We start from the raw sequence: 16,669 nt of genomic DNA, 5'->3' as shown, positions 1-16,669 counted from the left end.
ATCCCGCCCCGCCCCCCGGGCACCCCGCCGCCCCTCCCCCTACGCTCCCCGCATGATCGATGCACAGACCCACGTCCGCGTCGCCCGTCCCTCCCGGGACCTGGAGGCCGCCGAGCGGTTCTACGTCGACGGGCTCCGGCTCGACGTCCTGTGGCGCACCGCAGGACACGTACCCGGGGAGCACGACCTGCTGATGGTCGGGCCGGCCGGCGGCGGGTGGCACTTCGAGCTGACCCTCGACCCCGACCACCCGGTCGAGCCCTCCCCCACCGTGGACGACCTGTTCGTGGTCTACCTCGGGCAGGCCCCCGACGAGGCGCTCGTACGCCGCCTCGTCGCCTGCGGCGGGACCGTCGTGCCCTCGCACAATCCGTACTGGGACGAGTACGGGGTCACGGTCGCCGACCCCGACGGCTACCGGCTCGTGCTGTGCTCCCGCACCTGGGGCTGAGTCCCCGCCTCCCGGGCGTCGATGAGCTCGTCCCAGTGCTCCTGCGTCCACGCGCACGCCGCGTCGAGCGGCCCGAGGAGTCCGTGGCCGAGCAGGGTGAGGGCGTAGCCGCCCGGCTCCTGCCGTTCGACGAAGCCGTCGCGTTCCAGGCCGCGCAGGGACTGCGTCAGGGACTTGGCGGTGATCCCGCGCAGCGGGACCTTGAGCTCCGAGAAGCGGCGCGGCCCGTCCTGGAGGCAGCGCAGGATCAGCGGCGCCCACTTGTCGCCGACGCGGAACGGCACCAGCGTCGAGGGGCAGACGGGGTCGAACATCTCGGGGTCCAGGGGCGGCTGCGTCATGATCACCACGGTAGGCCGGTCCCGGCCGGTATCCAATCGGTAACCACCCCTTTCCTTACGCTCACGGCATGACGAGCCCCACCGCGAACACCGAGGACAAGGACGCCACCGTGAACACCGCCGAGAACACCACCGGCAGCACCACCCCCACCCGCCTCATCGTCTTCGGCGCCACCGGCCGCGTCGGCCGGGCCGTCGTCGCCGGGGCGCGGGCGCGCGGGGTGGAGGTGACGGCGGTGGGCCGGGCCGACGGGGAGGTGACCTCGGCGGCGGACGTGGCGCGGCTCGCTGCCGGGCACGACGCGGCGGTGGTCGCGGTGTACGACGCCCAGGCGGCGCCGGGCGAGTTCTTCCCGGCCGTGGCGCGGGCACTGGCGGCGGGCCTGCCGCAGGCGGGGGTGCGGCGGCTGGTGTCCGTCGGGCTGGCCTCCGTGCTGCCGACGGCGGACGGGACACCGCTGATGGACACCCCCGGCTACCCGCAGGAGTGGCGGGAGTTCTACGTCGGTCACGGCGCCGGCACCGAGGCGCTGCGGGCCGCCGCGCCCGAGGCCCTGGACTGGGCGGTGCTGTCCCCGGCGGGCGACTTCGACCACGAGGGCACCCCGCGCGGCGGCTACGCGGTCGCTCCCGCCGACGCCGGGAGCCGGATCACCCCGGCCGGTTTCGCCGAGGCCGTCCTCGACGAGGCCACGGCCCCGACCCTGCACGCCGTACACGCGGGCATCCACGAGGAGGCGGCCTCATGACCACCACCCCGGACACCCCCGCCCCCGTGACCGACAGCCCGAACCCCTGGGTGGCGGACCACATCCGGCGGTTCGAGGAGACCGGCGGGCGTCCGCGTCCCGGGATCTCGGACCTGCTGCTGACCACGCGGGGGCGCCGCTCGGGCGTGCTGCGGCGGACGGCGCTGGCGTACGTGCGCGACGGGGATGCGTACGTGCTGACGGCGTCGAACGCGGGCGGCGACCGCCACCCCGCCTGGTACCTGAACCTGACCGCCGACCCGGCCGTCACCCTCCAGGTCGGCACCGGCACCTTCCCGGCGCTCGGCCGTCGCGCGAGCCCGGCCGAGGCGGAGCGGCTGTGGCCGGCCGTGGTGGCCGCGATGCCCTCGTACGCGGTCTACCGCGAGGCGACGTCCCGGGAGATCCCGCTGGTCCTGGTCACCCCGACCTGAGGCCCGGCCCCTGGACGGAGCCGGTCACTTCACCTTCGGCGCGTCGGGGACCCCGGCGTCCAGGGCGGTGCCGGCGCCCGCGAGGGAGCTGTTGGTGGACCGCGTCGCGGATCCGGCGGCGGAGCTGGTCACCGCCAGGGCGGTCTTGGCGTCCTTCACCGCCTGGCCGGGGTGGTCGGCGATGTCGGCGACGCGCTTGACGACGGGCTGCCCCTCGACGGTGGGTCCGTCGGCGGCGTGCGCCGTGAGGGGGGTGAGTGCGAGTGCGGCCCCGCCGGTGAGGGCCAGGACGGAGAGGGTGCGCTTCAGTGCCTTCATGCCCCGCCCAACGACCCCCGGCACCCCGGGTCACCGCATGCCCGGCCCGTTCCGCGCATCGGATGACCCGGCCGGCCCGCGCCCGGCCCGGGAAGGCGGCCGGCGCCGGGCACGCGCGCGGCCCCGGATCGGGGGATCGATCCGGGGCCGCGGGCGATGACACAGCGGGACTTCGGGTGGTGCTGTCAGTCCTCGACCACCAGCGCCGGGGTCGACTTCGTCAGGACCTCGCCGCGGAAGAAGGCGGGGCTGCGGCGTCCGGTGGCGAACATGACGACCAGGCCCAGGGCCAGCAGGCCGACGCCGATGACGAAGACGCTGCCGACGCCGAAGACCGCGGAGCCGGAGCCGTAGGCGGGGTCCCAGGCGTCCGTCAGGGTCTTGAAGAAGACCGCGGCGAGGAGCAGGCCGCCGAGGACCGGGAAGACGCCCTTGAAGAACAGGTCGTGGGCGGAGCGGCGCAGCTCGCCGCGGAAGTACCAGACGCAGGCGAAGGCCGTCAGCGAGTAGTAGAAGCAGATCATCAGGCCGAGCGCGAAGATCGTGTCGGTGAGGACGTTCTCGCTGACCAGGGTCATCACGGTGTAGAAGGCGCCGGTCGCGATGCCCGCCATGACGGTGGCGCGGCCCGGGGTCTTGAACTTCGGGTGGACCTTGGCGTACGAGGACGGCAGGGCCTCGTAGGCGGCCATGGCCAGGACCGTGCGGGCCACCGGGATGAAGGTGGTCTGCAGCGAGGCGGCGGCGGAGGCGAGCACCGCGACGAAGAGCAGGATGCCGAGCAGCGGGCCCATCACCGGGCCGGCGAGGGCGGCGAAGACGTTGCCGGAGGTCTCCTCGTTGCCGAGGCCGAGGCCCTCGGCGCCGGAGCCGACGGCCATCTGGGCGGCGATGCCGGTGGCCAGGTACGAGCCGACGAGGACGACCATCGCGATGAGCGAGGCGCGGCCGGGGGTCTTGGCGGAGCCGGTGGTCTCCTCGTTGGTGGCCAGGCAGGCGTCCCAGCCCCAGTACATGAAGATCGAGAGGGAGAGGCCGGCGGTGAAGGCCGCCATGGATTCGACCGCGAAGGGGTTCATCCACTCCCAGGAGAAGTCCAGGCCGGTGTCGAAGGTGCCGGCGGAGGCCTTCTGGAAGGCCATCACGACGAAGATCGCCAGGACTGCGAGCTGGAGGCCGACCAGCGTGTACTGGACGCCCTTGGTGGCGGTCATGCCGCGGTAGCTGATGGCGGTCGCGACGGCGATCAGCGTCAGGCAGGTGGCGATGTGGACGAGCTTGTCGTCGTCGAGGGCCGCGATCGAGTCGTTGCCGGTGACCTCGCCGGCCAGCAGCCAGAAGTAGGAGGTGGCGACGCCCGCGAGGTTGGAGAGCACGATGATCGTGGCGATCACCAGGCCCCAGCCGCACATCCAGCCGATCCGCGGGCCGAAGGCCTTGACGGTCCAGGTGAACGAGGTGCCGCAGTCCGGCATGGCCTTGTTGAGCTCGCGGTAGGCGAAGGCGACCAGGAGCATCGGGAGGAAGCCGGCCAGGAAGACCGCCGGCATCTGGATGCCGACCTCGCCGGCGGTGGAGCCGAGGGTGGAGGTCAGGCAGTAGACGGGGGCGACGGTCGAGATGCCGATGACGGCGCTGCCCACCAGGCCGACGGAGCCCTTGCCGAGGCCCTTGCCGCGTACTTCGGCCGCGGCGTCGGCCCCGTGCCCGGCGCCGCCCTCGGCGACGCCGCCTACCGTGTCTCCGACCTGAGGCCGTGTGTCCAGCTGTGTCATGGGAAAGGACGTTAGATGCTGCGGTTTCCTTATCCGGAAGACTTAAGTCCGGTACTTCACAGGCCTAAATCCCTTTGATTACGAAGATCGAAAGCATTCACACGACCGCAATACAAGGTTCACTCAGGCACCTATCCATGATTCGAGAGGCGCTGACACGGGAGTTCCGGAATGCGGAAACCGCAGGAGTACCCGATATGTCCGTTTCAAAACTTTCCCGTGCCAATTTTCGAAGGCCCCCGGACCGTGCTCCGACCGCCAAACGACTGCGCGGCGTGAAAACCGCTGGACGGCGCGTGACCGCGCCTGACAGGCTCCCGGCATGACCTACGGAATCGAGTCCCACCCCGCCCGGTGAGCGGCCGCGACGAGCGCACGCCGCTCACTCCCGCACCCTCCCTCCACGACTACGCCCTCTTCCGCCAGGGCATCGAACCCGACGGCCGCTTCCCGCGCCGCGGCCACCCCTTCCCCGACGGGCCCGACGGGCCACCGCCCCCCGAGCCTTCCCGGCCCCGCCTCACCTGGACCCAGGCGCGGGACGAAGTGGCCGCCGCCCTCGCCGGGCCGCTGGCCGACCCGGACCCCGTCCGGGCCGCCGAGGCCGTCCACCACGCCGTCGCCCGGCTCCGGCTGCCGGACCGCACCCTGCGCGCGAACGCCACCCGGCTCCCGCTGGCCGACGAACCCGCCGCCCGGCGCACCGCACGGCAGCTGACCCGGACGGGCACCAGCCCCGCCGCCGTCGGCGTCGGCCTGGCCCTCCTGATCCGCCTCGGCGAACCCGAGGACGTGCCCTGCCTCAAGGCCCTCGGGCTGCTGCGCGGGCTGCGCTCCGTGGCCGCGGCCGCGCTCGACCCCCTCGACCGGCAGGCAGCCGCCCTGCTGACGCTGGCCGGCCGCAGCCGGTCCGCGGAACTGGACCCGCTCATCGAGGCGGTGGCGGCCGCCGGGTCCGCCCCCGCGGGCGGCGAAGCCGTACGCGACGCGCTCGTCGCCCTCCTCACCGCACCCGACTGGCCCGCGGTGGCCCGCTGGCAGGCCCGGCGGATCGCCGAGGCGGCCCGCCTGGACGACCTCCTGCGCGCCCGGCCCGAGGACGCCGCGCTGGTCACGGCCGCCGGACGGCTGCTGCACGCCATGGCCGACCGGTGCGAGCACCGGGCCGACCTCCTCGACTACGGCCCGGCCGCGCAGGTGTACCGGGCCGTCGTGGCCCGGGCGGCCGCTCCGGCACCGACCCTCGACCACCAGGTGCTCCTGCTGTCCCTCGCCTCCGACCTGCACAGCGGTACGGCCGCGCTGCTCGACTGGCCGGCCGGGGAGCGGGAGGCGCTCCTGGGCCGCCTGCAAGCGCACCTGCACCGCACCACCGCACCCGAACCCGCCGCGCCCGCCGACCGCCGACGCGCCGCCTGGCTCCGGCGCAACCGCCTGCGTCCCTTCCGCCTCCCGGTCCCGCCCGCCCCCCTGCGCATCGAGGTGGCGGTGGCCGACCCCGCCGACTCCCCGGCCGTCGAGACGCGGATCCTGATCCACGGCCGCCCCCTGCTCCCGGCCCTCTTCGGCAACGGCCCGGGCCACGCGCCCGAGTACCTGCTCGACAACGGCGCCCTGCTGGCCGGCCCCGAGCCGCACGAGGTGCAGCTCGCCGAGGCGTCCTGCACGGAGGGGTGCTGCGGCGCCCTGTACGTCACCGTCCGCCGCGACGGGGACGACGTCGTCTGGGACGGCTGGCGCGGGGCGACCGGCCCGCCCCCGCCGGAGCTGCGCTTCGACGCCGCCGCCTACGACGCCGAGGTCCGGCGCGCCACGGACGACGACTCCTGGTGCTGGCCGGCCCGCGCCACCGCCCGGCGGATCTCGGCGGCCCTGCGGGAGCGGCCGGAGCCGGCGGCGCGCTGGGGCCTCGGTCGGGCGCGGGCCCACACCGGCTGGCACGACCCGGACACCGTGAGCGTGACCTTCCACTACCGGCCCGAGCCGGCCACCCCGCCGGAAGGAGGGGACGGCCCCGGCCTGGTCTTCGTATGGGACCTGCCGGACGACGGCCGGCCGCCCGAGGTGCAGGCCGCGGCGGCGGTGGCGCGCATCGGGGCCACCGACCCCAAGGCCTTCGCCAGGGTGGCGGGCGGAAGCCGGGAGCTGGCCGAGTCCCTCGGCTACGCCTGGCCCCGGCGGGACTGAGGCGCGGCGCCCCCGGGTGCACCCGGCGACGGGACACCCGGGGGTACCGTGCGCCCTAGGTCGACCAGACCACCGACTGGATCTCGCTGTACGCGTGCAGGGCGTACGAGCCGACGTCCCGCCCGACCCCCGACCGTTTGAAGCCGCCGAACGGGGCCTCCATGTTGCGGCCGATCGTGTTGACCCCGACGCCGCCCGAGCGCAGCCGGCGCGCCACCCGGAACGCGCGGGCGACGTCCGCGGACCACACGTAGCTCAGCAGCCCGAAGTCGCTGTCGTTGGCCAGCCGGACGGCCTCCTCCTCGTCCCCCTCGAAGGGGACCACCACGACCACCGGGCCGAAGATCTCCTCCCGCACCACCCGCATGTCGTTCGTGCAGTCCACCAGCAGCGTCGGCGCCACGTAGAAGCCGCGGCCGTCCCCCACCACCGGGCGCTCCCCGCCGTGGGCGATCCGCGCGCCCTCCTTGCGCCCCAGCTCCACGTACGACTCCACGCGGTCCCGGTGCGCCGCCGAGATCACCGGCCCGACCACCGTGCCCCGGTCCGCCGGGTCGCCCACCTTCATGTACGCCAGATAGCCGCGCAGCTTCTCGACCAGCGGTTCGTACACCGACCGGTGGACGATGACCCGGGTGGGAGCGGTGCAGATCTGGCCGCTGTAGAAGGAGAAGGTGGTGCCGATCCCCGCCACCGCCGCGTCGAGGTCCGCGTCCTCGAAGACGACCGCGGCGCCCTTGCCGCCCAGCTCCATCAGCTGCCGCTTCATGGAGCGCCCGCACACCTCGGCGATGCGCCGGCCGACGTCCGTGGAGCCGGTGAAGGACACCATGTCCACGTACGGGGAGTCCACCGCCGCCTCGCCGACCTCCACCGAGGCGCCCGAGACCACGTTCACCACCCCCGCCGGGACGCCCGCCTCGTGCAGCGCCTCGGCCATCTTGAACACCGACAGCGGGTCCTGCGGCGCCGGCTTGACCACCACCGTGTTGCCCATCGCCAGCGCCGGGGCCACCTTGCCCGCCGGGTTCGCCCACGGGTTGTTGTAGGAGGTGATGCAGCTGACCACGCCGACCGGCTGGCGCACCTCCAGCGCGCCCAGCACGCTCGCCCTCCCCATCGGCCCGGCCTCGGTGACCTGCGGCGGCAGGCCCTTCTCGACCGGCTCCAGGGCACCCTTGGCGTACCGCCGGAAGCGGGACACCCCGACGCCGACCTGCATCCCGCGGGCGATCCCGGTCGGCGCGCCCGTCTCGGCCCGCGCCAGCGCCGCCCACGGTTCGAACTCCCGCTGCATGACGTCCGCGGCCCGGTCCAGGATCGCCGCGCGCTCCCCGGGGGGCGTACGGGACCACGTACCGAAGGCCTCGGCGGCGGCGCGGGCCGCCTCCTCCACCTGGGCGCGGGACGCCTCGGGGGCCAGGCCCACCACGGACTCGTCGGCCGGGTTGACCACCTCGTAGTGCCCGGCGTCGGGCTCCACCCACTCGCCGCCGATGTAGAGCCGCGTCATCGGGTGCTCACCGTCCTCGTGTCCCGGCCGGAACGGAGCACGGTCCCGGGGACCGCCCCCGTCACCTCGTCGTCGCGGATGGTCTCGACGCCGTTGACGCGTACGGACACGATCCCGATCGCCCGCGCGTCCAGCCGCGGGCTGTCGCCGGGCAGGTCGTGGACCAGGGTCGCGGGTGCCGCGTCGATGCGCTGCGGGTCGAAGAGGACCAGGTCCGCGTGGAAGCCCTCGGCGATCCGGCCGCGCCCGCGCAGCCCGAACAGCCGGGCCGGGTCGTCGGTGAGCATCCGTACGGCCTGCTCCAGCGGCACCAGCTTGCGGCCGCGCAGGCAGTCGCCGAGGAAGCGGGTGGTGTACGGGGCCCCGCACATCCGGTCCAGGTGCGCGCCGGCGTCCGAGCCGCCCAACAGGACGTCCTCGTGCTGCCAGGTCTCGGCGCGCAGGGCCCACGACGCCGGGTCGTTGTCGGTGGGCATGGGCCACAGGACGGTGCGCAGGTCGTCGTTGGCGCAGATCTCGACGAGGCACTGGAAGGGGTCCTGGCCGCGTTCGGCGGCGATGTCGCGCACGACGCGGCCGGAGAGGCCCTCGTTCTCCTTGCTGTACGTGTCACCGATGACGTAGCGCCCGAAGTCGGCCAGGCGCCGGAAGACGCCCGCCTCCTTGCTGTCGGCGCGGCGCAGCATCGCGGTGCGGACGTCCGGGTCGCGGAGGCGGGCGATCCGCTCGGGGACGGGCAGCGCGAGGACCTCGCCCCAGCCGGGGATGAGGTTGAGGGCGCAGAAGGTGCCGAGGGACATGTTCATGGGGGTGAGGATCGGCATGGTCAGCGCGACGATCCGGCCGCCGGCCTTGCGGGCGCGCTCGCTGGGCACCAGCTGGCGCGGGACGCGCTCGGGGACGGCGGCGTCGATGGTGAGGACGTTCCAGTTGAGGGGCCGGCCGGCGGCGGCGCTCATGTCGACGAAGAGGTCGATCTCCTCGTCGGAGAACTGGTCGAGGCAGCCGGCGACGATGGCTTCGAGCTGGGTGCCCTCGTGTTCGCCGACGGCGCGGGAGAGGGCGAGCAGCTCGGCGGGTCCGGCGTGGCGGGAGGCGACGGGGGCGCCGGCGCCGTCGGAGTGGGTGGAGGACTGGGTGGTGGACAGGCCCCAGGCGCCGGCGTCCATGGCCTCGTGGAGGAGGTCGGTCATCTCCCGCAGCTGCTCGGGGGTGGGCTGTCCGCCGGTCGCCTCCTCGCCCATGACGTGGCGGCGCAGGGCGCAGTGGCCGACCATGAAGCCGGCGTTGACGGCGATGCGGCCCTCCAGGGCGTCGAGGTACTCGCCGAAGGTGGACCAGGTCCAGTCGACGCCTTCTTCGAGGGCCTTGAGGGCCATGCCCTCGACCTTGCTCATCATGCGGCGGGTGTAGTCGGCGTCCTCGGGGCGGGCGGGGTTGAGCGGGGCCAGGGTGAAGCCGCAGTTGCCGCCGGCGACGGTGGTGACGCCGTGGTTCATGGAGGGGGTGGCGTAGGGGTCCCAGAAGAGCTGGGCGTCGTAGTGGGTGTGCGGGTCGATGAACCCGGGGGTGAGGACGAGGCCGGCGGCGTCCTCGGTGGTCACCGCCGCCGCGTCCGTGCCGGGCTCGGCGATGAGGGCGATGCGGCCGTCCTTGATGCCGACGTCCGCGGTGTACGCGGGGGCGCCGGTGCCGTCGACGACGGTCGCTCCGCGGATGAGGTGGTCGAGCATGACGGTCCCCTCCTGGGTGGTTCCTGTCGCCCTGGCCCGTTGCCCTGGCCGGGCGTGTTCCGTATCCCCTGCCGGGGTGTCTCCCCCCGCCCCTCCCCCGGCCCTGCGGGGCCCCTCCGGGGGCGGTCATGCCGTTCGAGCGCCGGGGCGGTGCGGGGCCGTGCCGGGCGTCGCGCCCTGCGGGGCCGTCCCCTACCCGCCCTTCCACCGTTCCCAGGGGCGCTGCCCCTGACCCCGCACGGGCGCTCCGCGCCCGTCGCCTCGAACGCCGGCGGGGCTGTTGCAGCCCCGCCGGCGTTCGAGGCGCGGAGCCGGTGAGGCGCCCCGGCGCTGCACCGCGCGAGCGGCGCGTCAGGAAGAGGTGGCGGCGGCCTGGCGGAAGCGGGTCGTGCGGTGGACCGGGTCCGTGTCGATGTGCGGGATCACGTGTTCCCCGATCAGCTTGATCGTGGTCATCGTGTCCTCGTACGACACCCCCGTCGGCAGTCCGAAGGACAGCTGGTCCGCCCCCGCCTGCTCCCACCGCTTGCACTGCGCCCTGACCTCCGACGGGTCCCCGCAGATCAGCAGCTCCTCCGCGATCAGCAGCTCGATGATCTCCGCGTTGTACTCCGGCAGCGTCTCCGGCCACTGCGGGATCGCCTCCGGCCGCGGGAAGGTGTCGTGGTAGCGGAACACCAGCGACTGGAAGCGGTTCATGTTCGCGTTGACCGCGATCTCCACCGCCTTGTCGTGGGTCTCCGCGCAGATCGCGGTCGAGGTGACCATCACGTTGTCGTTGACGAAGGCCCCGATCGCCTTCGCCTCCCGGATCGCCGTCTTGTACTGCTCCAGCACCCACTCCATGTCGGAGACCTTCTGGACGCTGAAGCCCAGCACCCCCAGGCCCTTCTTCGCCGCCATCGCGTACGAGGCGGGCGAGCCGGCGGCGTACCACATGGCGGGGTGGGCCTTGCCGTACGGCTTGGGGAAGATCTTCCGGGGCGGCAGCGACCAGTGCTTGCCCTGGAACCCCTCGTACTCCTCCTGGAGGAACATCTTGGGGAATTCCGCGATGGTCTCCTCCCAGATCTCCTTGGTGTGGTTCATGTCCGTGATGCCCGGCAGGAAGCCGAGGATCTCGTGGCTGCCGGCGCCGCGCCCGGTGCCGAACTCGAAGCGGCCCTGGGAGAGGTGGTCGAGCATGGTGACCTTTTCGGCCACCTTCACCGGGTGGTTGACCGGGGCGAGCGGGTTGAAGATGCCGGAGCCGAGGTGGATGCGCTCGGTGGCGGCGGCGAGGTAGCCGAGGAAGACCTCGTTGGCGGAGAGGTGGGAGTACTCCTCCAGGAAGTGGTGTTCCGAGGCCCAGGCGTACTTGAAGCCGGACTGGTCGGCCTGGATGACGTACTGGGTCTCCTCGAGCAGCGCCTTGTGCTCCGCCTCGGGGTCGACCTTGGACCGCGCCTCAGGCACGTATCCCTGCACGAAGAGCCCGAATTCCAAGGGGTTCACCGTCCTTAGGTTTCTGACGTTCCGTCAGATTTGATGGGTCCGACTGTTCCACCGCCGGGGCGGGACCGTCAAGAGAGCCGGAAGGCCTTGTCTGACGTACCGTCAGACAAGGGGGGTCAGAGCACGCTCACGCCCGCCATCCAGCCGCCGTCCACCACGAACGGCTGCCCGGTGATGTAGGAGGAGTCCTCTCCCGTCAGGAAGAGGGCCAGCTTCGCGACCTCCTCCGGCCGCCCCACCCGCCCCAGCGGGACCACCCGCTTGTACAGCTCGGCCATCGCGTCCCGGGCCTCGTCCGTCATCCCCGCCGGGTCGAGCAGCCCGGGGTTGGCCATGGGGGTGTCCACCGCGCCCGGGCACATGGCGTTGACCCGGATGTTCTTCGCCGCCAGCTCCAGCGCCGCCACCCGGGTCAGCCCGAGGATCGCCGCCTTGGTCGCCGCGTACGCCCCCACGTACGCCATGCCCGTCAGCCCGGTGTAGGAGGAGGTGTTGACGATGGTCCCGCCGCCGGCCGCCTCGATCTCGGGGGCGGCCGCCCTGATGCCGAGGAAGGCGCCGATCTGGTTGACCTCGACCACCTGGCGGAATTCCTCCAGCGGGGTCGAGGCCAGCTCGTTGAAGCGCAGGATGCCCGCGTTGTTCACCAGCCCGTCCACCCGGCCGAAGGCCTCCTTCGCCGCCGCCATCGCGGCCGCCCAGTCCTCCTCCCGGCTCACGTCCAGCCGTACGTACCGCACCCGGTCCGCGCCGGTCTCCTCGGCGATCTCCTCGGCGACAGCGGCGCCCTGCTCGTCCAGTACGTCGCCCAGCAGCACCCTCGCGCCCTCGGCGGCGAAGAGGCGGGCCTCCTGCTCGCCCTGGCCGCGCGCCGCGCCCGTGATGACGACGACGCGCCCGTCCAGCTTGCCCATGGGGTACCCCTAGTCGTTGAGGAGCGGGGCCACCTCGGCCCCGAAAGCGGTGATCTGGTCCACGAGCTCGCCGCGGTCGCGGCTGCGGAAGCGGACCTGGATCTGGTCCGCGCCCAGCGCCCGGTACTCCCGGAGCGACTCGGCGAGCGCCTCCGCCTTGCCGGTCAGGGTCCGCCGGCCGGTGTCCCAGCCGGGCTCGCCCACGTAGAGCGCCTCGGTGATCGCTCCCACCTCGAAGGGGCCGGTGACGCCCGCCGCCTCCCGCAGCCCGCGGATGCGGGCGACCTGCTCCGGGATCCGCTCGCGCGGGTCTCCCTGCGGGAGCCAGCCGTCCCCGCGCACGGCGGCCCGGCGGACGGCGGCGGGCGAGGAGCCGCCGACCCAGACGGGGATCCGCGCCTGCGCGGGACGGGGCAGCTGCCCGAGGTCCCGGAAGGCGAACCGCTCCCCCTCGAACCGCGGGAACTCCTCGGGCCCGAGCGCCGCGCGCAGGGCGTCCAGGCTCTCGTCGAGGACGGCCCCGCGGCGCTCGAAGTCGACGCCGAGGACGTCGAACTCCTCCCGGACGTGCCCGGCCCCGACCCCGAGGACCAGCCGGCCCCCGGAGAGGTGGTCGAGGGTCGCGTACTGCTTGGCGGTGAGCAGGGGGTGGCGCAGGCCGACGATCGCGACGTGGCTCAGCAGCCGTACCCGCTCGGTGATCCCGGCGAGGAAGGCCAGGGTGGCCACCGGGTCGTACCAGACGGTGCCCATGGGCCCGGCGAGCCGGCGCGGGATGGCCACGTGGTCGCAGGTGGCCAGGTAGCCGAAGCCGGCCCGGTCGGCGGCGCGGGCCACCTCGGCGAGGTCGGCCGCGCCGGCCCCGGCCTCCCAGGGCTCGGCGTAGAGGGTGCTCTGCGACTGGACGGGGAGCTGCATCCCGTACGCCAGCCGGCCTTGCGGAAACACGCGTGCCATGCCGGGCCCGCCTCGCCTTCGTATGCCGATTCGTCGTGCGGTGCCGGGCCATCGTCGTAGCTGACGGACCGTCAGGCAAGGGGTCGGCGGGACGCACCCGGTCGGACGGCGGCGACACGAACTAGGGTGCGGGGCGTGGAACTGACACTCACCCTCGTGAGCGGGCTCGCCTGGACCCTCGTGTACGTCGAAGCCGCCCGGATCGGACTGCGGGACCGGACGTACGCGATGCCCGTCGCCGCACTCGGGCTGAACCTCGCCTGGGAGGCCACCTACGCCGTCAACGACTTCCGCACCGGGGTGTCCCCGCAGGGCGTCGTCAACGTGGTGTGGGCCGTCGCGGACCTGGTGATCCTGTACACCTACCTGCGCCACGGGCGCGCCGAGCTGCCCGGCTTCGTCACGCGGCCGCTGTTCGCCGCCTGGAGCGCCCTCGTCCTGGGCGCCGGCTTCGCCGTGCAGTGGCTGTTCCTCGCGCACTTCGGGGCGCACGACGCCAGCCGCTACTCGGCGTTCCTCCAGAACCTGCTGATGTCGGGCCTGTTCATCGCCCTCTACGCCGCCCGGCGCGGCCCGCGCGGGCAGTCGCTGCTCATCGCGGTCGCCAAGTGGCTCGGGACCCTCGCGCCGACCGTGCTCTTCGGGGTGCTGGAGGGATCCGGCTTCGTCCTCGGGCTGGGCGTGCTGTGCTGCGTCTTCGACCTCGCCTACATCGGGCTGCTGGTCCTCGGGCCCGCCACCGGCGGGCCCGATGCGACCGGGCCCGATACGACCGGGTCCGGTACGTCCCGGCCCGGTACGGTCAAAAGCCCGCCGGCCCCATCGCGATGACCGGCTTCGCCGCCGGGTCCAGGGTCCGCAGCAGCTGCTCCATCGCCTCCTTCGGGAGGCCGACGCAGCCCTGGGAGGGGCCGTCGTGGTCCACGTGGAGCCAGATGTTGCCGCCCTTGTCCTCGCCCTCCGGCATGGCCGGGTCCAGCGGGGACACTGCCGTGCGGCGGTTGTAGTCGATCGCCACGACGTAGTCGAAGGAGCCGTCCAGCGACTCGCCGTTGACGCCCAGGCCCGACGGGACGAACGCCCGGTCCTGGTCGTAGGGGAGCTTCGTACCGGGCGGGGCCGGGAGCAGTCCGCCCGCGTCGGTCAGGGAGAACACGCCCTGCGGGGAGGTCAGGTCCCCGTACTCGCGCTCCGTGGACCAGCCCTTGGCGCCGTTGCGGGCCGGCCAGTGCCCGGCCGGGGACCAGTCGGCGCCGGCGCCGGTCCGGGTGAAGAAGGTGACGGTGGAGTCCGAGGAGTCCGGGGCCTTGCCGGTGACCAGGACGAGCTGGCGGGCGCTCCCCGGGATCCGGGCGCGGGTCGCGGCACTGAGGGTGTCCGGCAGCCCGTGCAGGGCGTCGGCGCGGGGCGTGCCGCGCGCGGCGTGCCCGGGGCTCCCCTGCGCCTGGGGCCGCACCGGCCGCGCAGCCGCGGCCGGGCTTGGGGTCCGGTCCTGGGCCTGGCCCCGGGGGCGGGCGTCGGAGCGGGCCGCCGGGACGGGCGCGCCGGGCTGCTCGTGCAGGGCGTGCAGCCAGGCGGCGGCGAAGGTCAGCAGGCCGAGGACGGCCACGGCGATCAGGGCCCTCGGCGGCCGGCCGGCCGAAGCGGAACGCCGACGGCCGGCAGCGCGGGGGCCCGTACGGGGCTGCGTACGGCCACCGGTCCGGAAGCGGGAGCGGGCTCGGGCGTGCTTGCTCATCCCCCTGAAGGTACATCAGCTGATCATCGTTCCGGGTGAAGCGCGGTCTCTCGCCGTCCCTGCGGCGCGGGAAAGCGGACCCGGACGGTCAGCCCGCCGTCGGGCTCCGGATTGGCCTCGGCGAGGAGGCGCGCGCCGTGCGCCCGCGCGATCGAGGCGACGATCGACAGCCCCAGGCCGGCGCCCTCACCTGCGGTGTGACGGCGTTCCGCGCGGCGGCGGAAGGGCTCCAGCAGGCGCGGCACGTCACCGGGATCGATCAGCGGGCCGGTGTTGGACACCGTCAGCACCCCCTCGGCGGAGGTCGTCACGCGCACCCGGCCGCCCGGGCGGTTGTGGCGCACGGCGTTGGCGAGGAGGTTGCGCACCAGGTGCCCGAGCAGTGCGGCGTCGCCGCTCACCGTCACCGGCACGAGGTCCCGTACGACGGTCAGCGCGGGAGCGGGCTCCGCCCCCGGAAGCGGAACCGGCGGGGAGGCGGGGGCCGGGGCGGCGGCGGCCGGGGCCGGGGCCGGGAGGGCCGTGGAGAGTTCCCCCGCCGTCAGGGACGCCAGGTCCACCGGGGCGGCCGACTCAAGCCCCTCCTCCGACACCGCGAGCAGCAGCAGCGACTCCACGAGGTGCTCACTGGAGTCGGCCACCGCGATGAGCCGCTCCCGGATCCGCGCCACCTTCGCCGGCCCCGGATCCCCCGCCAGCCCGATCTCGGCGGCGGCCCGCTGCACGGCGAGCGGGGTGCGCAGCTCGTGCGCGGCGTTGGCGGCGAACCGGCGCTGCGCCCCGACCAGGTCCTGGATCCGGTCGAGCATCCCGTCGAAGGTGTCCGCCAGCCGCTTGAGCTCACCCGGCGGGGCCTGGAGCCCGATCCGCTCGTGCAGGTTCGCCCCCGACAGGCGGCGGGCCGTCTCGGTGATCACCGCGACGGGGCGCAGGACGCGGCCCGCCATCCACCAGGCGAGCCAGACCGACAGGACGGCGAAGAGGGCGAGGGCGACGAGGGAGACCAGGGTCAGCTCCTGGAGGGCGGCCCGGGCCGCGGCGTCGGAGAGGTTCTGGGTGACCCGCCACTGCTCGATCTGCTCCTGGGTCGGTGCGGTGCCGGGCGGCAGTTTGTGCGCGGGTTCGAAGGTGCGGTCGGCGGGGAGGGGCGTGGCGCCGTCCGAGGCGACGGGCAGGCCCGGCATGACGGTGGTGACGGCGCCGTTGATGCGGGAGTAGAGGCCGGTGCGCAGCAGGACGTTGACCAGCGCGACCAGGCCGCCGCCCGCGAGGAGCAGCAGCGCGCCGTACAGCGCGGTGAGACGGGTGCGCTCGGAACGGAGCACCGCTCTCATCGCGGAACACCGCTCTGGAGAGGGGTGTCCGGGGCGTCCGTGATGCGGTAGCCCGCTCCCGGCACCGTCTCGATCAGCGGCGGCTCGCCCAGCTTGGCGCGCAGCTTGCTGAGCGTGACCCGCACGGCGCTGGTCCGGTAGCCGGCCTCCTCCTCCCACACCCGCTCGATCAGGTCGTCGCTGCTCAGCACCGCCCCCTCGGCCCGCAGCAGCGCCTCCAGCACCGCGAACTCCTTGCGCGAGAGCGCCAGGCGGTGCCCGTCGCGGGAGGCGGAGCGGCGCGCGGTGTCCAGGGCGATCCCGGCCCGCTCCAGGACCGGCGGCAGCGCCGGGTGGGCGCGCCGGCCGAGCGCCAGGACGCGCGCGAGGAGCTCGTCGTACGCGAAGGGCTTGGTGAGGTAGTCGTCGGCGCCCAGACCCAGGCCCTCCACCCGGTCCCGTACGGTCCCGGAGGCGGTCAGCATCAGCACCCGGGTCAGCAGCCGCTCCCGCACCACCTGCCGGCACACCTCGTCGCCGTGCAGGCCCGGGAGGTCCCGGTCGAGGACGAGGACGTCGTACTCGCCCAGGCGCAGCCGGCGCAGCGCCTCCAGCCCGTCGCCGGCCTCGTCCACGGCGAGCGCGTCGCCGCGGAGCCCCTCGGCGATCATCTCCCGCAGGAACTCCTCGTCCTCCACCACCAGAACTCGCATGCCGTCCTCTCTACAGGAGGCGCACGTTTCGCCGTTGTA

At 74.0% G+C, this 16,669-nt stretch carries 16 protein-coding genes; 5 read left to right on the top strand and 11 right to left on the bottom strand.

What is annotated here, in order from left to right; all coding sequences use genetic code 11:
- Window positions 1–52 precede the first annotated feature (52 nt).
- Complete coding sequence (locus ACZ501_RS05455) at window positions 53–451, top strand: VOC family protein (RefSeq protein ID WP_468792817.1); 399 nt, start codon at window positions 53–55, stop codon at window positions 449–451.
- Here ACZ501_RS05455 and ACZ501_RS05450 read toward each other — a convergent pair.
- On the bottom strand, window positions 415–792 hold the full coding sequence (locus ACZ501_RS05450; RefSeq protein WP_361608495.1) for a winged helix-turn-helix transcriptional regulator: 378 nt from the start codon (window positions 790–792) through the stop codon (window positions 415–417). The two genes, ACZ501_RS05455 and ACZ501_RS05450, sit on opposite strands and share 37 nt — an antisense overlap.
- 68 nt (window positions 793–860) lie before the next feature.
- Here ACZ501_RS05450 and ACZ501_RS05445 point away from each other — a divergent pair, with 68 nt between their 5' ends.
- Window positions 861–1,541, top strand: a complete 681-nt coding sequence (locus ACZ501_RS05445; protein WP_468792815.1) for an NAD(P)-dependent oxidoreductase — start codon at window positions 861–863, stop codon at window positions 1,539–1,541.
- On the top strand, window positions 1,538–1,975 hold the full coding sequence (locus tag ACZ501_RS05440) for a nitroreductase family deazaflavin-dependent oxidoreductase (protein WP_468792813.1): 438 nt from the start codon (window positions 1,538–1,540) through the stop codon (window positions 1,973–1,975). Before ACZ501_RS05445 ends, ACZ501_RS05440 begins: the two co-directional genes overlap by 4 nt.
- A gap of 24 nt (window positions 1,976–1,999) precedes the next feature.
- Here the strand turns inward: ACZ501_RS05440 and ACZ501_RS05435 are convergent, their stop codons facing one another.
- Together ACZ501_RS05435 and ACZ501_RS05430 are read right to left on the bottom strand one after the other, a co-directional pair.
- Entirely contained in the window at window positions 2,000–2,293 is a 294-nt protein-coding gene (locus ACZ501_RS05435; RefSeq protein WP_468792810.1) for a hypothetical protein, read from the bottom strand.
- Window positions 2,294–2,478: 185 nt separating this feature from the next.
- Window positions 2,479–4,068, bottom strand: a complete 1,590-nt coding sequence (locus tag ACZ501_RS05430; RefSeq protein ID WP_468792808.1) for an APC family permease — start codon at window positions 4,066–4,068, stop codon at window positions 2,479–2,481.
- 354 nt (window positions 4,069–4,422) lie between these two features.
- Here ACZ501_RS05430 and ACZ501_RS05425 point away from each other — a divergent pair, with 354 nt between their 5' ends.
- A complete protein-coding gene (locus tag ACZ501_RS05425; protein ID WP_468792805.1) occupies window positions 4,423–6,255 on the top strand; it encodes a hypothetical protein in 1,833 nt (610 codons plus the stop codon).
- Between the two features lie 55 nt (window positions 6,256–6,310).
- Here the strand turns inward: ACZ501_RS05425 and ACZ501_RS05420 are convergent, their stop codons facing one another.
- From ACZ501_RS05420 to ACZ501_RS05400, 5 genes are all read right to left on the bottom strand, one after another.
- Window positions 6,311–7,768, bottom strand: a complete 1,458-nt coding sequence (locus ACZ501_RS05420) for an aldehyde dehydrogenase family protein (protein WP_361608483.1) — start codon at window positions 7,766–7,768, stop codon at window positions 6,311–6,313.
- Complete coding sequence (locus tag ACZ501_RS05415; RefSeq protein ID WP_468792803.1) at window positions 7,765–9,501, bottom strand: N-acyl-D-amino-acid deacylase family protein; 1,737 nt, start codon at window positions 9,499–9,501, stop codon at window positions 7,765–7,767. Before ACZ501_RS05415 ends, ACZ501_RS05420 begins: the two co-directional genes overlap by 4 nt.
- Window positions 9,502–9,852: 351 nt before the next feature.
- Entirely contained in the window at window positions 9,853–10,986 is a 1,134-nt protein-coding gene (locus ACZ501_RS05410) for an LLM class flavin-dependent oxidoreductase (protein ID WP_362458732.1), read from the bottom strand.
- 125 nt (window positions 10,987–11,111) lie between these two features.
- A complete protein-coding gene (locus ACZ501_RS05405) occupies window positions 11,112–11,909 on the bottom strand; it encodes an SDR family NAD(P)-dependent oxidoreductase (RefSeq protein WP_468792800.1) in 798 nt (265 codons plus the stop codon).
- 9 nt (window positions 11,910–11,918) lie between these two features.
- Window positions 11,919–12,866, bottom strand: coding sequence for an LLM class F420-dependent oxidoreductase (locus tag ACZ501_RS05400; protein WP_468792797.1), 948 nt, complete (start codon window positions 12,864–12,866; stop codon window positions 11,919–11,921).
- 135 nt (window positions 12,867–13,001) lie between these two features.
- Between ACZ501_RS05400 and ACZ501_RS05395 the strand changes: the two genes are divergently transcribed.
- Window positions 13,002–13,697, top strand: a complete 696-nt coding sequence (locus ACZ501_RS05395; protein WP_468792795.1) for a transmembrane-type terpene cyclase — start codon at window positions 13,002–13,004, stop codon at window positions 13,695–13,697.
- On the opposite strand, the gene ACZ501_RS05390 is transcribed toward ACZ501_RS05395, so the two are convergent.
- Genes ACZ501_RS05390 through ACZ501_RS05380 form a run of 3 tightly spaced genes read right to left on the bottom strand, consistent with a single transcriptional unit; the run spans window position 13,669 to window position 16,630 of the window.
- Window positions 13,669–14,604 carry a L,D-transpeptidase family protein gene (locus ACZ501_RS05390; RefSeq protein WP_468792792.1) on the bottom strand — a complete coding sequence of 312 codons (936 nt, stop codon included), beginning with the start codon at window positions 14,602–14,604 and terminating at the stop codon, window positions 13,669–13,671. The genes ACZ501_RS05395 and ACZ501_RS05390 overlap by 29 nt on opposite strands.
- Window positions 14,605–14,627: 23 nt before the next feature.
- Window positions 14,628–15,938 carry a sensor histidine kinase gene (locus ACZ501_RS05385; protein ID WP_468792789.1) on the bottom strand — a complete coding sequence of 437 codons (1,311 nt, stop codon included), beginning with the start codon at window positions 15,936–15,938 and terminating at the stop codon, window positions 14,628–14,630.
- A complete protein-coding gene (locus ACZ501_RS05380) occupies window positions 15,935–16,630 on the bottom strand; it encodes a response regulator transcription factor (RefSeq protein WP_361609269.1) in 696 nt (231 codons plus the stop codon). Before ACZ501_RS05380 ends, ACZ501_RS05385 begins: the two co-directional genes overlap by 4 nt.
- Window positions 16,631–16,669: the final 39 nt, after the last annotated feature.

It is taken from the genome of Streptomyces sp. NPDC034085, assembly GCF_055575555.1.
The sequence above is the reverse complement of the archived record's forward strand: the minus strand, read 5'-3'. Positions and strand labels throughout refer to the sequence as shown.

Bases quoted from the DNA above. Each gene is read 5' to 3' on its own strand.
- ACZ501_RS05455 (WP_468792817.1), top strand. From the start codon at position 53: ATGATCGATGCACAGACCCACGTCCGCGTCGCCCGTCCCTCCCGGGAC.
- ACZ501_RS05450 (WP_361608495.1), bottom strand. From the start codon at position 792: ATGACGCAGCCGCCCCTGGACCCCGAGATGTTCGACCCCGTCTGCCCC.
- ACZ501_RS05445 (WP_468792815.1), top strand. From the start codon at position 861: ATGACGAGCCCCACCGCGAACACCGAGGACAAGGACGCCACCGTGAAC.
- ACZ501_RS05440 (WP_468792813.1), top strand. From the start codon at position 1,538: ATGACCACCACCCCGGACACCCCCGCCCCCGTGACCGACAGCCCGAAC.
- ACZ501_RS05435 (WP_468792810.1), bottom strand. From the start codon at position 2,293: ATGAAGGCACTGAAGCGCACCCTCTCCGTCCTGGCCCTCACCGGCGGG.
- ACZ501_RS05430 (WP_468792808.1), bottom strand. From the start codon at position 4,068: ATGACACAGCTGGACACACGGCCTCAGGTCGGAGACACGGTAGGCGGC.
- ACZ501_RS05420 (WP_361608483.1), bottom strand. From the start codon at position 7,768: ATGACGCGGCTCTACATCGGCGGCGAGTGGGTGGAGCCCGACGCCGGG.
- ACZ501_RS05415 (WP_468792803.1), bottom strand. From the start codon at position 9,501: ATGCTCGACCACCTCATCCGCGGAGCGACCGTCGTCGACGGCACCGGC.
- ACZ501_RS05405 (WP_468792800.1), bottom strand. From the start codon at position 11,909: ATGGGCAAGCTGGACGGGCGCGTCGTCGTCATCACGGGCGCGGCGCGC.
- ACZ501_RS05400 (WP_468792797.1), bottom strand. From the start codon at position 12,866: ATGGCACGCGTGTTTCCGCAAGGCCGGCTGGCGTACGGGATGCAGCTC.
- ACZ501_RS05390 (WP_468792792.1), bottom strand. From the start codon at position 14,604: ATGAGCAAGCACGCCCGAGCCCGCTCCCGCTTCCGGACCGGTGGCCGT.
- ACZ501_RS05385 (WP_468792789.1), bottom strand. From the start codon at position 15,938: ATGAGAGCGGTGCTCCGTTCCGAGCGCACCCGTCTCACCGCGCTGTAC.
- ACZ501_RS05380 (WP_361609269.1), bottom strand. From the start codon at position 16,630: ATGCGAGTTCTGGTGGTGGAGGACGAGGAGTTCCTGCGGGAGATGATC.